13 protein-coding genes are annotated in these 16,289 nt (G+C 56.4%); 10 read left to right on the plus strand and 3 right to left on the minus strand.

Features of this window, described 5'->3' with window-relative positions:
- Window positions 1–33: 33 nt before the first annotated feature.
- Entirely contained in the window at window positions 34–807 is a 774-nt protein-coding gene (locus tag ACXADZ_RS21410; RefSeq protein WP_475199757.1) for a hypothetical protein, read from the minus strand.
- A 622-nt stretch (window positions 808–1,429) separates the two neighbouring features.
- Window positions 1,430–2,338 (minus strand): LysR family transcriptional regulator, encoded by a 909-nt coding sequence (locus tag ACXADZ_RS21415; RefSeq protein ID WP_475199759.1) that lies wholly within the window; start codon window positions 2,336–2,338, stop codon window positions 1,430–1,432.
- Window positions 2,339–2,417: 79 nt separating this feature from the next.
- On the opposite strand from ACXADZ_RS21415, the gene ACXADZ_RS21420 reads away from it, so the two are divergent.
- The 4 genes from ACXADZ_RS21420 to ACXADZ_RS21435 all read left to right on the plus strand — a co-directional run bounded on the left by ACXADZ_RS21420 (window position 2,418) and on the right by ACXADZ_RS21435 (window position 7,592).
- Entirely contained in the window at window positions 2,418–3,209 is a 792-nt protein-coding gene (locus ACXADZ_RS21420) for a 2OG-Fe(II) oxygenase family protein (protein WP_475199761.1), read from the plus strand.
- Window positions 3,206–4,465, plus strand: coding sequence for a M24 family metallopeptidase (locus tag ACXADZ_RS21425; RefSeq protein ID WP_475199763.1), 1,260 nt, complete (start codon window positions 3,206–3,208; stop codon window positions 4,463–4,465). Before ACXADZ_RS21420 ends, ACXADZ_RS21425 begins: the two co-directional genes overlap by 4 nt.
- An 86-nt stretch (window positions 4,466–4,551) precedes the next feature.
- Window positions 4,552–6,345 carry a cobalamin B12-binding domain-containing protein gene (locus tag ACXADZ_RS21430; RefSeq protein WP_475199764.1) on the plus strand — a complete coding sequence of 598 codons (1,794 nt, stop codon included), beginning with the start codon at window positions 4,552–4,554 and terminating at the stop codon, window positions 6,343–6,345.
- A gap of 140 nt (window positions 6,346–6,485) precedes the next feature.
- The gene (locus tag ACXADZ_RS21435; RefSeq protein ID WP_475199766.1) at window positions 6,486–7,592 is read left to right on the plus strand and encodes a Hint domain-containing protein; all 1,107 of its coding nucleotides are present in this window, start codon (window positions 6,486–6,488) and stop codon (window positions 7,590–7,592) included.
- A gap of 31 nt (window positions 7,593–7,623) precedes the next feature.
- On the opposite strand, the gene ACXADZ_RS21440 is transcribed toward ACXADZ_RS21435, so the two are convergent.
- Window positions 7,624–8,550: a LysR family transcriptional regulator gene (locus ACXADZ_RS21440; protein ID WP_171187624.1), complete on the minus strand. Its 927-nt coding sequence runs from the start codon at window positions 8,548–8,550 to the stop codon at window positions 7,624–7,626.
- A gap of 106 nt (window positions 8,551–8,656) precedes the next feature.
- On the opposite strand from ACXADZ_RS21440, the gene ACXADZ_RS21445 reads away from it, so the two are divergent.
- The 6 genes from ACXADZ_RS21445 (at window position 8,657) to ACXADZ_RS21470 (ending at window position 16,227) form a co-directional block, all read left to right on the plus strand.
- A complete protein-coding gene (locus ACXADZ_RS21445; RefSeq protein ID WP_475199769.1) occupies window positions 8,657–10,033 on the plus strand; it encodes an aminotransferase in 1,377 nt (458 codons plus the stop codon).
- Window positions 10,034–10,147: 114 nt separating this feature from the next.
- Window positions 10,148–11,632: an aldehyde dehydrogenase family protein gene (locus ACXADZ_RS21450; protein ID WP_475199772.1), complete on the plus strand. Its 1,485-nt coding sequence runs from the start codon at window positions 10,148–10,150 to the stop codon at window positions 11,630–11,632.
- Window positions 11,629–12,891: a PLP-dependent aminotransferase family protein gene (locus ACXADZ_RS21455; protein WP_475199774.1), complete on the plus strand. Its 1,263-nt coding sequence runs from the start codon at window positions 11,629–11,631 to the stop codon at window positions 12,889–12,891. Before ACXADZ_RS21450 ends, ACXADZ_RS21455 begins: the two co-directional genes overlap by 4 nt.
- Entirely contained in the window at window positions 12,892–13,905 is a 1,014-nt protein-coding gene (locus ACXADZ_RS21460) for a glutamate cyclase domain-containing protein (RefSeq protein WP_475199777.1), read from the plus strand.
- A 19-nt stretch (window positions 13,906–13,924) separates the two neighbouring features.
- A complete protein-coding gene (locus tag ACXADZ_RS21465; RefSeq protein WP_475199780.1) occupies window positions 13,925–15,181 on the plus strand; it encodes an aminotransferase class V-fold PLP-dependent enzyme in 1,257 nt (418 codons plus the stop codon).
- A 53-nt stretch (window positions 15,182–15,234) separates the two neighbouring features.
- Complete coding sequence (locus tag ACXADZ_RS21470; protein WP_475199782.1) at window positions 15,235–16,227, plus strand: GlxA family transcriptional regulator; 993 nt, start codon at window positions 15,235–15,237, stop codon at window positions 16,225–16,227.
- The last annotated feature ends 62 nt before the right edge of the window (window positions 16,228–16,289 follow it).

Here is a 16,289-nt window from a genome sequence, read left to right on the forward strand (position 1 = left end):
TCAGAGGACCCAATCCGTCAGCTGTGATGAACTTCAGTCCTTTGAAGAAAGTTTAGTTTGGATGACGAACTGCGTGACCGGATCAATGTCTTCCATGTGAAGCAATTTGCCGAGCTGGGCGTCCAAGCGTGTCTCATCCCAATTGCGCATGGCAATTGCAATCTCCATGGCCGTTAGGTTGTCCCGGGCAAGTTCGCGAGAGAAGATTGGAATGATCTGATCCCTTAGGCCAGGCGACACAGTACCAGAATCTGTCAAAGCGCGAATGAGGGATTCTTTGTGGTCTTGTTTGACGTTTGCGGCCTGCAAAGCCGAGCCAATGGCGTCTACTGCTGTTGGCCCATCTATGGCTATGCCAGCCAGCGCCCAATCATACGCATAGCCAGAGCTTCGAAGAATAGACCCGGGGTATCGAGACCGAACAATGCGTTTGGCCTTTTCATCGTTGGGCTGCAAACCCAATAGTCGGATCGCAACCGGAACGAAGCTCAACCGACCGAGGCTGTCAAACTCACGCAACAGATTGTCTGCGGCGACCGTATTTCGCAATATCTGGATGCTGCTGTACGGCACCCGGTCGATTTCTATCAGGGCGGTGTCTCTTAACACCTGATCCTTGTGTGAAAGGTATCGTGCAAAAAACGCAACGCGCGCGCCGGATGCGGACTTTCCACCCGGCCAAAGATTTTTCTCCGCCCAAAGGGCATTCAAAAATTCTTCACGCTCTGGGGTCAGATTGAAAATCCGCGTCCATTTGCGTGAAACGCCGCGCCCTGCGCCATCCTTGGTAACGGTTCCGAACGTCATCAGGACCGTCATTGAGGGATTTGCGCGGAAGGCGGCGCGTGTCCTGCTATCTACAAGGAAAGGGATGTCAGGAGTTCTTTCAAGGTTGGTCTGTGACCCTTTTATCTGTCGCTTTGACACGAATTTGAACGGATTACCCGGCGCGGGTGCGGCCAGAACGACGACGTCGGCGGTAATCAAATGATCCGCCAGAGAAGCCTCGGGCAAGGTGACGCAAACTTGGCAGGCCAACGCTGAACGAGACCCGAAGAAACCAAAACAAAAGAGTGAAAGAATGATGATGGCCCGCAAAAAGGGCGCGGGCTTCCGTTCCAAAGTTTGACTGTGGCTATTGGGATGACCTACACGCATCAACTTACTCCTCGACCACTTTCCGCAAACCGTCCAGATAAATCAATAAAGTTCGCCTCTAATCTGAAAGTGTCAGTACTTCATTCGCCATTTCCCCAAAATAGACAGAGATCTGCGACAGGGCGATTTTGGACAGATTAGCAGGGTCCTGTTGTCTCGCATCAAAAGAATTTACGAGTGCGGCACCCTGCAAAGCGCCTCGCCGTCCATCCAATTGCAAGAACGCTGCGGCGCTGTGTTTTCGGGTGTTTCGTTGCGGTCGGTTGTTCTCTCAATCCCACTCAAGCGAGAGGTGCGCACTGAATTGGCGGATGGCAGAGGTTTCGGATCGAGCATGCGGCATCACGCAAACGTAGTCCTTTTTCATTTTCAGGGCATGCCGCGAAGGCGCCACGAGCAATCCGGATGCGAGATAAGCTTTTGCCAAAACGGATGGAACCAGGGCGATGCCAACTCCTCTTTTTGCGGCAGAGATGGCAAGCGTCAGATCGTTGATCGTTAAACCTGCGTGAGAAAATTGCGTCGCATCAGATCCGGCCTGCTGTCTCCAATCCGACCAGAGTGGTTCGCTGGCATAACTGGGCCCCCATTTGTTGTGAATGAGCTTGCTGTCGGGGATATGAGACAAGGATTCATCCATGTTCGGATATGCCTCTTGGAACGAAGGGGCGCAGACCGGTATCGCTACATCCCAAAACAGGCTTGCTTCCCGGTAGCCTGGATAGAGTGTCGAGCCATAGGTCAGGCGAATGTCGATGGCTTCACGCTCAAAATCGATTGGGTCTTCCTGCACGCGGATATCAAGCGGTATTCCGGTTTCTTCGGCAAATGTGACTGCCTTGGGTAGAAACCAAAGCTCTGCCAATGCCGGTAGCACGCTGATCACCAATTGACGGGGACGTGTCGCGTTTTGCACAATACGGGCTGCGTCAGACATTTCCTCAAACGCGCGCGCGAGTTTGGGGTACATCATTTCACCTGCATCCGTCAGTGAAATCCGATTGCCCTTTCTGACAAACAGTCTTTTACCCAGGTGATCCTCGAGCGTTTTGATCTGCAGGCTGACGGCGGCGGAACTGACGCCCAGTTCTTTCCCGGCCAACACGAAGCTGCCGCATCGTGCGGCGGCTTCGAAGGCCCGTAACGCTGTCAGAGGCGGAAGGGAGTCACTGTAGCCCATAGTAAATCTTATGATACCCAATAATTTTTCTGGTTGTCTTTGTCATAGATTGAATTTCAATGCTGTAAAGGAGGACGCCATGAATCATCTGCTTGATCTTGAAACTTACCCGTTGGATCGGCCTGACAGTCCAGATTACGCGAAGTTGGTAGAAAAGTGCCGGGCAGATCTGGCTTCTGATGGCATGTTTAATCTGCCGGGGTTTTTCAGACCCGGGGTTGCGCAGCAGGCGGCAGACAAGGCGAAACCCGCTATGGAAACGGCCTCGTTCCGGCATGCGCGCAAACACAATGTCTACTTCAAAGACGAAATGCCCGGTATCGATGACAATCACCCCGCGATGATCAAATCGCAGACGGTCAATCACACGCTCTGTGCCGATCAGCTAGAGGGTAACCCCGTGATCGAAGTGTATGAATGGCAGCCCTTCGCAGACTTTTTGGCCGAAACTATGGGCAAGGAACGGCTTTACCAAATGGACGACCCGATGGCCCGAGTAAACGTGCAGGCGACGCGGGATGGTGAGGGGTTGAACTGGCATTTCGACCGCTCGGAGTTCACCACGACGATCCTGCTTCAAGCGCCGGAGGTGGGTGGTGAGCTTGAGTATCGCAAGGATCTGCGCACACCGGATGACCAGAACTATGAAGGCGTGGCCGCTGTTCTGGCTGGCAAGGATCCGGAAATCAAACGGATCATGCCTGCGCCGGGTGCGCTGAACGTTTTTTGCGGGGTGAACACACCGCACCGCGTGGTGCCGGTAAAAGGCGACACGGAACGCGTGATCGCGATTTTTTCCTTCTACGAGACACCAGGCGTCGCTTTCTCGGCTGAGGAACAAATCGGTTTTTATGGTCGATCCGTGTCATGACGCGGGCGCGCAACGCCTTCAAAGATGACCGCAAGCTGACATATTTGAACAGCGACGGGGCGGACAAGCCGCTGATCAGCCCGGTATCACAAACCACGTTGGACAAGGCCCGCGCCTATCGGTTGACACGGTTGCGCGAACAAATGGCAGAGCATGATGTGGCAGGCTTGTTGCTTTATGACCCGATCAACGTTCGGTATGCGTTCGACAGCTCGAATATGCAGGTATGGACCAGCCACAATCCGGTCCGGTATGCGATGATCCTGGCAGGTGGTCCTGCGATCCTGTGGGAGTTCAAAGGCTGCGAACATTTGAACGAAGGCCTGCCGGGAATAGACGAAATCCGAACTGCTGTGTCGTGGATGTTTATGACCAAGGGCGACAAAGCCTCCGCCGGGGTCGAAACCTGGGCCGATGAAATAGCCGATGTGCTCGGTCAGCATGGGGGTGGCAACAAGCGCTTTGCGGCAGACAAGCTGGATGGCCCGGGATTACACGCGCTGCAGGAGCGAGGGTTAACCTATGTCGAAGGGGCCGAATTGACGGAACGCGCCCGGTCGATCAAATCCCCTGAGGAAATCGAGTTGATGCGCTGGACCATTCGGGTCTGCGAAGCCGGGATGGCGCGCATATATGATCATTCGGTGCCGGGCGTGACCGAGCGCGAGCTTTGGGGTCATCTGCATTTTGAAAACGCGCGTTCGGGCGGTGATTGGCTTGAAACCAAGCTTTTGACCTGTGGGCCGAATACCAACCCTTGGTACAAGGAGTGTTCGGATCGGGCTTGCCAATCGGGGGAAATGATCTCGTTCGATACGGATATGGTCGGTCCTTATGGCTATTGCGCGGACCTCAGCCGCAGCTGGACTTGCGGGTACACGCCCATGACAGATACGCAGCGGCGGATCTATGCGACGGCTTTAGAGCAGATCAACCATAACCTTGACGTGCTGAAGCCAGGTATGAGCTATGCTGAGTTCAACGAAAAAAGCTGGCGTATCCCGGATCGGCATGTCGATTATCGGTATTCGCTTGGTGTGCATGGCGTGGGTATGGCGGATGAATGGCCCGTCATCCCTTTGCACATAGATTTCGATGAGACGGCCATGTCTGGATTTATTGAACCGGGGATGGTCGTTTGTGTCGAAAGCCTTGTCGGCGAAAACGGGTCGGAAAGCGTGAAACTGGAAACGCAAGTTCTGGTGACCGAAACAGGGATTGAGCGGCTCGACAGTTTCCCTTGGGAAAGTGTCTAGGCGTGTTCCCAATCCAAACCAGGACACGCTTGGATTAACGTTTGAAATGGCCTTGCCTGCAGCCTTGGATTGGCCATTGTGGCGAAATGAGCGAACCAAACCTGAGAATCGACAGAGCGACGCTGCTTCCAGAGCAGGGTTTGATCAGTGGTGCAGATCTGTTGAACGCTGGCAAAAAAATGGTGTCGAACTGGAAAGTTGGCACAAGCGCGTTTCATGCGTCGACCGGCTATAGGAACGAAATTGACTATAAAAAGGCGATGATCCAATCCGGGCAGGTGATGCAGCACGCACATCTGGGGTTTCGCGATTTGTCACATAGCGTCGATGCCATCCAAAGGGTTTACGACAGTTGCCTCGGACGTGGTGCGCGGGTTGATCGGTTCGGCATGTGTCTGGATTGGTCGATGGGATTTCCAAGACATCAACGAACGGAAAAAACCCGCGGGACCGGGGTCATTTTGAATGACGCAGATGCCTTTGCAAGTCTGACACAGGCCAGCCCAGCGGCAATGCACTTTGGTGATTTCATGCTGGGTTTTCCGGCAGCCCTTGAAAACACATGCGCAGCGCTGGCGGCCGGGGCCACGACGATCGGCAATCTGGGGCAGTATTTCACGTTTCGTCTTCCGGAATACGATAATGACGTAGAGACCACACAAGCGACGGTTCAGGCGCTTGGTCTGATTGCCGCTCAGCCGGTGCCGGTATTGGTGCACTCCAATCTGGACGACGGGTATGCTGCGGTTTTCGAGGATCTGACGTCGGTTCTGGGTCAGGCGCTGCTTGAAAAACACATTGTGACGGGGCTGATCGGTGCGCCTTACGCAGTGTGTTATGGCCACCATTTCACTGAACCTTTGACGCGAATGGCCTTTCAACATGCTTTGGCACAGATCAGTGATGGAGTGCCGGGATCGCAGATTTACGGTGCAACGGTGCTGTACAAGGGATCACATGCTGAAAACTATGCGGGGCTGTCCTCATATCTTTTGCCCGACATTGTGGCGCAGCGGCTGCGCCCAAGCGGGCACGCTTTGAATCCGGTTCCGGTGAGTGAGAATGAACGCATCCCCGACGTGACCGAGATCTGCGACGCGCAATGTCATCTGCGCAGATTGACCGAGTTGGCAGAGGGGTATCTGCCGCTGTTTGACACGGCCGAGATTGACCGGATCAGCAACACGCTCTTGCGAGAGGGTCATCGTTTTGCAGATCGGGTTCTTGCGGGATTGTGGCAAGGTGGCATCGACACTAACGATCCGTTCCAGATGCTGTTGGCTTTGCGCCGCATCGGTGGGCGCGCCTTGGAACAGACCTTTGGCGGAGGCGCGCAAAGGCCCGATGCACCGCGGCGCAGAATTCCTATCGTAAGTGCCACAACATATCGCGAACTAGAGGAAGAAGCGGCGCGCTTTCTGGCATCTGACGCCGGTCAGGCGATGACCTGTCTGGCTGAATCGCCCGCGCGTATTCTGACGGCTACTACCGATGTGCACGAACATGGAAAATTGCTTCTGGATCTGGTGTTCACCAAAGCAGGTTTTGAAGTTGAAGATGGAGGCGTCTCCACCGACCCGGATGATGTAGTGGCATTGGTCAGGCAAAGCTCTGCCGACGCCATCGCACTAAGTACCTATAATGGCGTGGCGCTGCGCTATTCCAAATCCCTGCTGCACAAGCTGAAAGAAGCCGGGCTTGACGTGCCGGTTTTAATTGGTGGCCGGTTGAATGAAGTACCCGACGGCAGCAATACAAGCCTGCCAGTGGATGTCTCTGACCGATTGACCAAAATCGGTGTCATAGTCTGCGCTGATCTGGAGGCCGCCGCCGAAGCGCTGCGCTCTGTGCTGGCCAGCAGCAGGTCAGATAAGGCGTAATGATCACCGCGTTCCTCTCGGCGTCAGGCGCAACAACGACCAATAGGTAACACTCGTTAAGGATCGCCCTGTGGATATGTTTGCAAGGGTCCGCATATCCATTAGCCTGTATACGAGGGCTGAACAGGAATAGCAGGCACATGGCCGACTATATCGTACATGCATTGGGTGCCAGCCAGATCTCGATCACCGGGGGTGAAAGCCTGAGTGGCTTCAGTCAGGGTGACGGGTCAAATCTTGTCGGCGAGTTCATAACAATCGGCACTGGCCCATTGACCGATCTGAACGTGTCAGACGGTGGATCAGACGTCAATTTTGACGACAATGACGGGAACCAGCGTTTAAACGGTGATCAGGTTTTTGATGGCACCACCTATTCCGATGGAACGCGTATTGAGGCCGAATACGTCATTACGCTGCGCGACAACAGCACCGGTCAAACCTATCAGGTACTTGGTGTCAACATTGTCAGCTCGTCTCCTTCGTTCGGAACCACCGAAGGTCTGGCCTTTGTAGGCTCTTTCCCACCGCGCGGGGTACCGCTTGAGGTTATCTCGGCAGCAGAAGGCCCGGGATCTGGGGGCCGCCCGCCGATCAACGAAAACACACTTGTGCCGTGCTTTACCCGGTCCACGTGGATCGCAACGACAACCGGACCAAAGCAAATCGAACAGATCACGCTGTCGGACCTTGTTCTAACGCGGGACCATGGCCCACAGCCGTTACGGTGGATCGGCAGGCGGCGTGTTGAAGAGGCAGAGCTGGGGACCAATTCCAAACTTTACCCGGTTCGAATTCTGGCCGGTTCGCTTGGAAATGGGTTTCCGCAGCGGGATTTGTTGGTGTCCCGGCAACACCGAATGCTGGTTTGCTCGACCATTGCCAGCCGCATGTTCGGTGTCTCAGAGGTTCTTGTCCCGGCAATCAAGTTGACAAGCCTTCCGGGGATTTACGTGGACACGTCGGTTCGGGAGGTCGAGTATTTCCATTTACTGTTTGATCGACACGAGATTGTCTTCGCGGAAGGCACACCGTCTGAGAGTTTGTTTACCGGACCCGAAGCGCTGAAAGCGATCAGCGACGCGGCACGGGAAGAGATCATCGCGCTTTTCCCGGAACTGACGCAGACAGACGTGTTGCCAGAGCCTGCCGGGTTCATACCTACGGGCAAGCAACAGCGGAAACTGATAGACCGCCACCTGAAAAACGAAAAACCTCTCATGTCTGCGCCTGGAACAATCCTGTAGCTGCGGTTTAGCCAGACTTTGACCTTAGGGTTCAGGTTATGTGAAACCCACAGCCCGGTAAGCCGCACCATTCAGACAACAATTCTGCGATCTGATGAATCGGATCACCTTCCTCCAAATCCTCAGAACGCAAAACGGCATGCCAGGGAACAGTAATGCCATCTTGAGTGACCTGCGCGCCAACGATGCGACCTTCTTTCAGCGCGGATTGCAACGCCCAGTTGGACAGCACGCTTGTGCCCAGATCCGAGGCGACCAACTCGACAATTGCCTCGGGCAGTTCAACGGTTGCAGCCCATTTCGGGTAACTGTCCGTCGGGCGGAACAGCAATGCAAACTCCCGGTCGGGTTCTGGGATCTTTGTATAAGTGATAAAGGGTTCCCCCACGATGTCAGAGCCTTCGACATACGCACGCTCGGCCAGTCGGTGCGACGGTGGCATAATGTAAAGCAGGGGGTCATCGAACAGTTTGATGCTGCTGAGCCCCGCTTGCGAAACCGTGCCCGAAGTAATCGCAATGTCCAGATGCCGGTTCAAAAGACCGGTCAGCGGATCGCTACGTGCGCCCGCCATGATCTGGATATCGATCCCGTCGGTGCGCGATTTCATATATTTGATGAAAGAAGGCAACCAGCGATAGTTGCTGTAAGCTTCGACCGACAGACGCACCACATGCTGGACGTTGGCGTTCATGCGCCGCACGTCTTCTTCTGCACGGCTAAGGTCGGTCAGGATGCGTTCGGCCACGATTGCCATATAGTCCGCCGCCGGTGTGCGACGCAGTTTCTTGTGCATTCGGGTGAAAAGGGGCACGTCAAGGCGGCGCTCGGCCTCGCGCAGACGGTGCGAAAGGGCCGATGGCGTCACCCCCAGTTTCTTGGCGGCATCGGTGATCCGACCCGTTTCGTTGATGGCTTGGATCAGTTGCAGGTGGCGCAGGTCAAGCAGCGGTTTCATGTGTTTCTAGCCTGAAAAAAATTCACAAAAACCAAAAAACTTCGAAATTGAAATTCAGTCAATAACAAGGTGAAGTCCCGCCAGGTTTTCTTTTGGAGCATCCCCCATGAACGTTGACGCCCGACGCGCGATCGAACAGGACAAGGCCCATCACGTCCATCCTCAGTCGAATCTGCGCCAACATGCCGAGAACGGCCCGACGATGATCACTCATGGTAAGGGGGTTTTCATCTATGACAGCGAAGGGCGCGAGATCATCGATGGTTTTTCCGGGCTGGGGTGCGTGTCGCTGGGTTACCACAACGAACGTCTGTCAAACGCGGCAAAGCGGCAAATGGATGTGCTGCCTTTTGCGCCCACATTCTACAATCGTTCACATCCACGGGTTGCGGAGTTGGGTGAGCGTCTGATTGGAATGGCGCCGGTTGATATGGACCGGGTGATGTTCCAGTGTTCGGGGTCCGAGGCGAATGACACCGCAATCAAACTGTTGTGGTACACCAACACCGCCAAAGGCGAGCCGAACCGCCGCAAGATCATAGGGCGGGTGCGGGGTTACCACGGCAATACAATCGCCACGGTTTCGCTGTCGGGTCAGCCACATATGCACGCCAAGTTCGGTCTGCCGCTGCCCGAATTCAAACATACCGAGCTGCCGAACTATTACCGCTTCCACATAGACGGTGAGAGCGAAGAGGAGTTCTCGGCCCGGATGGCTGCAAAATTCGAGGAGCTTATATTGGCGGAAGGTCCTGAAACTGTTGCAGCTTTCTTCGCCGAGCCCGCCATTTCCGGTGGCGGCGCGCTGATGCCACCTGAAGGCTATTGGAAGGAAATGCAGGCAGTTCTGCGCAAGTATGACATTAAGTTCTTGGCTGACGAGGTGGTCTGCGGCTTTGGTCGAACCGGCAATATGTGGGGATCCCAGACCTGGGGGCTGGAGCCTGACATGATCTCTTGCGCCAAAGCGCTTTCGGCAGCGTTTTTCCCAATCTCTGCCCTGATGTTCAAGGACGAGATGTATGCCGACATGATGAAAAACTCGGATGAGGTCGGCACCTTCGGGCATGGCTACACCTACGCAGGCCACCCTGTTGGGGCGGCTGTTGGGCTTGAGGCACTGGACATCTATGATGAGATTGATCTGGTGGGCCACGTTCGCAAGGTCTCGACCCGGTTCATTGAAAAATGCCACGCCATGGCCGACCACCCTCTAGTGGCCGAAGTGCGCGGTGTTGGTCTGTTCTGCGGCTTTGAGTTGATGAAGGAGGCAAAAACCCGCGAGCCGTTCGATCCCTCTTGGAAAGTCGGTGAACTTGTGCAGAACTTTGCCCATGATCGGGGTCTCTATCTGCGAGCAATCGGTGATCGAATGAGCTTTATGCCGCCGCTGATCATCAATGAAGACGAGATCGACATCGCAACAGAGCGGTTCAAAGGCGCATTGGACGATGCCTGGGCTGTGGTGCGCGCCAAAATCTAATTACGTTATTGAGGTTGGGCATTTGCTCTCGCCTGATCTCTGCGCCGCCGGCTCTCCCAACTTTCGGCGGCGCGCCTTATTTTGAATTGCCCCAGCCTGCCAAGGAGAACAGGGATGACAACACCGCTGGAACCGAAACTGCCCGATGCGGGTTTGGCTGGAAACTATATCAACGGGGCTTGGCATTGGCCTGAAGGGCGGCTCGAGATCGAAAACCCCTCGCGCCGTGCGCCGATCTGCGAAGTCGGTCGCGGCACGTCGGCCGAGGTCGACTTGGCCGTCGCCGCCGCCCGTGCCGCGTTGCCAGCGTGGCGCGCCTTGGCAGCGAGTGAGCGTGGAAAACTGCTCACCGAACTCGGACGTCGCCTAGAAGAAAACGCTGAAGAGGTGGCCCGTGTCTTGGCGGCAGAGTCCGGTAACGCCATCAAGACGCAATCGCGGGGCGAGGCGATGGGTGCCGCTGGTGTTCTCAAATATTACGGCGGCGTGGCGGTTGAGCAGAAAGGCGAGACTCTGCCGCTTGGGCCTGGATTACTGAGCTATTCCACACGCGAACCGCATGGGGTTGTCGGGTCGATCATCCCCTGGAACTCTCCTTTGCAGTTGGGGGCGGTGAAGATTTCGATGGCATTGGCAACCGGGAATTGTCTGGTGCTGAAACCGGCCGAAGACGCACCGCTGGCGATCCTGAAGCTGGCTGAACTAGCGGATGGTCTGTTTCCGCCGGGGGTCTTCAATGTTGTGACGGGGCTGGGTGAAGAAGCAGGTGCAGCGCTTGCTTCACATCCGGGTATCGACAAGGTGTCCTTTACCGGTTCAAGCGAGGTTGGCAAACTGATTGGCAAGGCCACGGCTGATCGCATCGCCAAGCTGACGCTGGAACTGGGCGGTAAATCCCCGACAATCGTTTTCCCAGATGCCATTGCCGATGGTCGTCTGGACAGCACGGCGCAGCAGGTGGCGAATGCCATGCGCTTTGCCCGTCAGGGTCAAAGCTGCACTGCGGGTTCGCGGCTGTTTGTGCATAAGGATATCTGGGACGAGCTGATGCCCAAGGTTGCCGAGAAATCCGCCGCACTGAATGTGGGCGACGCGCTGGATCCGGATGTAGATATGGGGGCGGTCGTGAACGCTGAACGCTATGGCGAGATCCGTGCCTATGTGGCCGAAGCCGAAGCCGAAGGGGCCACTTTCCTGATCGGGGAAACTCCGGCTGAGGACCCGGCTGGCTTCTGTCCCAAACCGACCATCATCACCGGTGTCGACAACAATTGGCGCATCGCGCGGGAAGAGGTGTTCGGCCCGGTCATGGTCGCCATCCCCTTCGAGACGGAAGAAGAAGTCATCGCCATGGCCAATGACACCCATTACGGGCTGGCCGCGTTTCTATTCACTCATGATGTCAGCCGCATCACGCGCCTGACGCGTGCCATCGATGCGGGTTGGATACAGGTCAATCAGGGCGGCGGGCAAATTCCCGGTATGTCTTATGGCGGCACCAAGCAATCGGGCATGGGCAGCGAATACTCGATCGAAGGCGCGCTTGAGGCCTATACTTACCGCAAATGTGTCACCATCAACATCGAGGGTGGCGCGTGAGCACGGATCGCTTTGGCAATGCCATTGACCCGGGTGTGGGATATGCCCGGGGGTCGCTGTTGCAAGGTTCAGCGGATGAGGTGCGCAGGCTGACGCAGGCGGGTCGCGTTGCTGCAGATTTCGTGGCACGCGAAGGTATCGACAAGATCGCCATTTGTACCGGGAACCTGCGGTTCTACCCAGCGACGCCGGACGATCTGAGCCTGCTGTGCGAAGAATGGATTGGTCCCGGCCTTTTTGGCGAAGAACTGCGCCAAGCCGCAATCGCGCATATGGGTGGGCAGGGGCACGAAGTTGCAGCGGTGGTGAACCGTACAAGCGCCGGGATCGTTGCTACTGTATTGGCCCATTCCGCAGGCAAGCCGGTGTTGTCGTTGGTTGCAAAAGGTGACCGGAGCCATGCCTCGGTTCTGCGCGGAGCGCGGCTGGCCAATGTGCAGGTCCGTGAAGTTCACGATCTGGAGTCTGTCCAACAGGCGTTAGCCGAGGACAGCCCTGCGTTGTTTGTGATCACGCCTGTCACTTCAGAGCTGTCCATGCTGAGCGATGACCTGATCCGCGACGCGGTGGCGGCAGGCAAAAATGCGGGCTGCGTCACGTTCCTTGACGACGCTTACGGGGCGCGGTTCCGCCCTGTTCTGCATGGCGGTGGGGCGTCGCTTTCCTTTGGGGCCGATCTGGTCATCACTAATGCGGACAAGGCAGGTTTGTCCGGTCCGCGTGCTGGAGTTCTTTGTGGCGACCCGGTTGTGTTGGTCCCCGTGCAGGCCAAAGCCAGCGAATTAGGGATGGAGGCCCGCGCGCCCGTTGCCGTCGGTGCGATGCGCAGCTTACAGGGGTTCACTCCGGACCTGTTGCTGCAAGAGGCACAGGATGGGCAAGACCTGGCCGATGCGTTGGAAGCCGCATTGGGGAAAGGTCAGGTAACGCGATCAGCGCTGGGCCCGAAAATTGACGAACAAGACGCGATGGAAATCGTTCTTGGCATGGCTGGATTCGAAAAGGTCAATGTCGTCCCTGCCGAAGTTACGGCCGTGATTGGTATGTTGATGTTGCGTGACAAAGGCATTGTGACGGTCAATACACATGGTCAACCCGGCGGGCGTGTTTCGATCCGGTTGAAACCAACATCCGGTGCCGTGGCCCGCGCCGGAGGCGCAGTGGCGGTGGCTGACTGTTTGATGTCGGCAATGCGCCAGACGGCGCAGCATTTGAACGACAAGACATGGTTCGCGGCAACACTGTTTGGAGACACGTGAATGGCCGATACGACTCTGATCACCCGGCTGGACAACCGGCTGGACCAGTTGGTGAACATCGACATGGGCGAGCGTGGCGTCGAGCACCTGTTCGAGGCCGCACGTGCACTGGAAGGTCGCTCGCTGATCGGTGCGGCAGCGGATGCACTGATGGCGGTGCCCGAGGGTGGGACGGTTGTGTTGACCACCGGTTCGGTCTCGCGCGCTTGGATCACGCCGGATTTGGGCGAAAACGATGGCCCCTCGGGTGCGGCGGCGATTGCAAGGGCTTTGGTGCTGGCGCGGAACGTGACCTGCGTGATGTTGTGCGAAGAAACTCTGCTGCCCGCAATTCGCAACACCTGTCAGGCAGCGGGGTTGTTTCCGGTGACGTTGGAGCAGGCGGCGATTGCCAAGGCTGACAAAAGCCTCGCCACGATTGTCATGTTGCCATACGCGACCGATGACGCGGGCGGGCAGGCGCAGGCAGAAACGCTGCTGGCAGACCTGAAACCCGATCTTCTGTTCTCGACAGAACGGGTGGGGCGCAATGAATTCGGTGTTTATCATTCCATGCGCGGTATCGACTATGGAATGGGCCGCGCTCGTGTTGATTTCCTGTTCGATCTGGCTTTGGAGCGCGGTATCCCTGTTGTCGCAGTCGGAGATGGCGGCAACGAGATCGGCATGGGCAAAGTCGCCGACCACGTCAAGGCACACGTACCGTACGGAGATAAGTGCCAATGCGGTTGCGGCGGTGGCATTGGGGCAGTGACCAGCTGTGATGTGCTGGTGACAGCCGCTTGTTCCAACTGGGGCTGCACTGCAATTGCCGCAGCTATGGCCGCTCGTGCGAGTGACGCGAAATTGCTGCATACACCAGACCGAGAGGCCCTATTGCTAGATACGATGGTCGCCAGCGGCCTGATCAACTCAACTCACGGTATCGTCGATGACAGTGTCGACGGTTTCCCACGCCAAAGCCATATCGCGGTGGCCGAGCTTTGCCGCACGATCGTGAGCCGCGCGCTTTGAAAACTTACAGGACTGAACAATGATCCAAGACAATCCCGCCCTCATCGAAGCAATCCGTAACCGGTTCGCGCATGTCGATTCCTGCCCGTTTCAAGGTGAACGGATCTTTTTCGAGAACGCAGGTGGTGCGTTGACGCTGAAATCAGTCGCGGAAACCTCGGCCTTTTATGCAGCGATCCCGGACAATCCGGGCCGTATCAACCCAGCGGGGCAGGGCACCCAGGGCGTCATCAACAAGGCCAAGCAAGATCTGGCCGTGTTCATGAACGCCTCGTCTGGTCAGTTCTTTGCCGGGGAAAGCGGGACGGAACTGTTGTTCCGCATGATCCGCACGGCCTGCCTGGCCGCGCCAAAAGGGTCCAAGGTAATCGGGTCGTCCATCGAACACCCCGCCACCCGCAGTGCCGCGCGACGTTGGGCTGAGATCGCAGGTCTGGACTATGTGAATGTGCCTCATGACAATGGAACAGGTCTGGTAACACCTCAGGACTATGCCGCACTTATGACCCCGGATGTGGCCGTGGCGACGATCCTGCATGCGTCACCCGTTACGGGCATGGGTATGGATGTCGCTGCAATTTCTGCGGCCATTCGGGCGGTTGCGCCGGACTGTTTGATTGTTGTTGATGGCATCCAGCACGCGGCACACGGACAACTGGACCTGGACGCTTATAATGTCGATGGCTACGCGATCTCGCCCTACAAAGTTTTCTCGCGCCATGGCTATGGCATTGCCTGGATCTCTGACAAGCTAAGCGCGCTGCCGCATGATATGCTGATCGACGCACCCGCCACAGGGTGGGAGTTCGGTACCCGCGACACCGGGTCTTACGCGACAGTATCGGACGTGGTTTCGTATTTCGATTGGCTGGGTGGCGAAGTTTCGGATGAAAGCGATCCTCGCAAGCGGATCGAGGCCGCAGGTCACGCTATTCACGCCTATGAAACGCATCTGACCAACACCGCGATCAACGGCACAGGCAACCTGCCGGGACTGCGCGATATGGATCACGTGACCATTTTGGCGGGGGCAGAAAACCCGGCGCGCGAGGGGTTGGTTTCTATCGTGGTGAAAGACAAAGCCTCGGAAGACGTGGTTGAAGTGCTGAATCAGCAAGGCATCCGCACCCATACGCGCAAGGCAGACCACTATTCGGGCAATGTTCTGACACCGCTGGGTCTGCCGGACTGTATCCGCATTTCGTTTTGCCACTACAACACAGAACAGGAAATTGCCCGGCTTCTGGCGGCAGTAAAAGAGCTGGGTGGCGACTGACGGTCCCGCACATCAACGGAACTGAAACGTTTCCGCAAGGCAGGATGATCAGGATGGGGCACTTCGATTCAGAGTTCAAAGTAAGCCAGGGTTGCCCGGTTGAACTGAAGCGCTTCATCTTCCTGGCCATGCCGGGGTTTTCGGCACTTGATCTGGGCTCTGGCGTTGACGCATTGGCGGCCGCCAACAAAGCGGCAGAGCAAATTTTATTCCGTTGGCAGATTGTCAGCGAAGACGGCGCCCCAGTGGTGTCATCAGCGGGTATGAACATCGCGGTTGAGGGCGCATTGCCAGCGGTCCAAAACGGCGATTGCATAGTCGTATGCGCCTCCATCGACACCCAGAAAACGCCAACATCAGAAAAGATCAATGCCTGGCTTCGAAAGGCCGCACGGCAGGGGGCTCGGCTTTGCGGCTTAGGTGGGGGAGCACTTTACCTGGCCCTCATAGGATTGGCGCAAAAAGGCAAGATCTGCGCGCATTGGCGCTTGCAGCCGGTTTTTGAGGAAACCTTCCTGAAACTGGACCCTGTCTGCACAATCTATGAAGAGGAAGCCAATTTCCTGTCCAGCGCCGGTGGGGCTGCGACGCTTGATCTGTTTCTAGCCTTAATTCGGCAAACAGCGGGTACGGCGATTTCGAACCGTGTTGCGGACGACCTGCTGTGCGCGTCGGTGCGACCGGGCGACAGCCGTCAAACAATGACTGACCGATGTCGATTGCAACACAGGAACGAAAAGCTCTCAAAGGCGGTGGCGGTTATCCAGGACAGTCTTGAAGATCCTCTCCCTACATCCATGCTTGCGCAACAAGTTGGAATATCTACGCGCCAGCTGGAGCGTTTGTTTGCGCGTTATCTGGGATGTACACCAAAAACCTACATGACGAACCTGCGGTTGGACAGAGCACGCGTGCTGTTGCAACAGACCCATATGAGCGTGATCGACGTCGCCGTCGCATGCGGCTTTTCCTCTGCCGGTCATTTTTCAAAGCTGTATCGCAGGCAATTCGGAATCTCACCTCATATCGAGCAGAGCGCGCCTTAGGGCCAACATCTATTGGTTGGCAGAGGCTTTCGGACCAAGATTTGATCCGAACACCTCTCCCG

Source organism: Ruegeria sp. ABM4_193 (genome assembly GCF_056158705.1).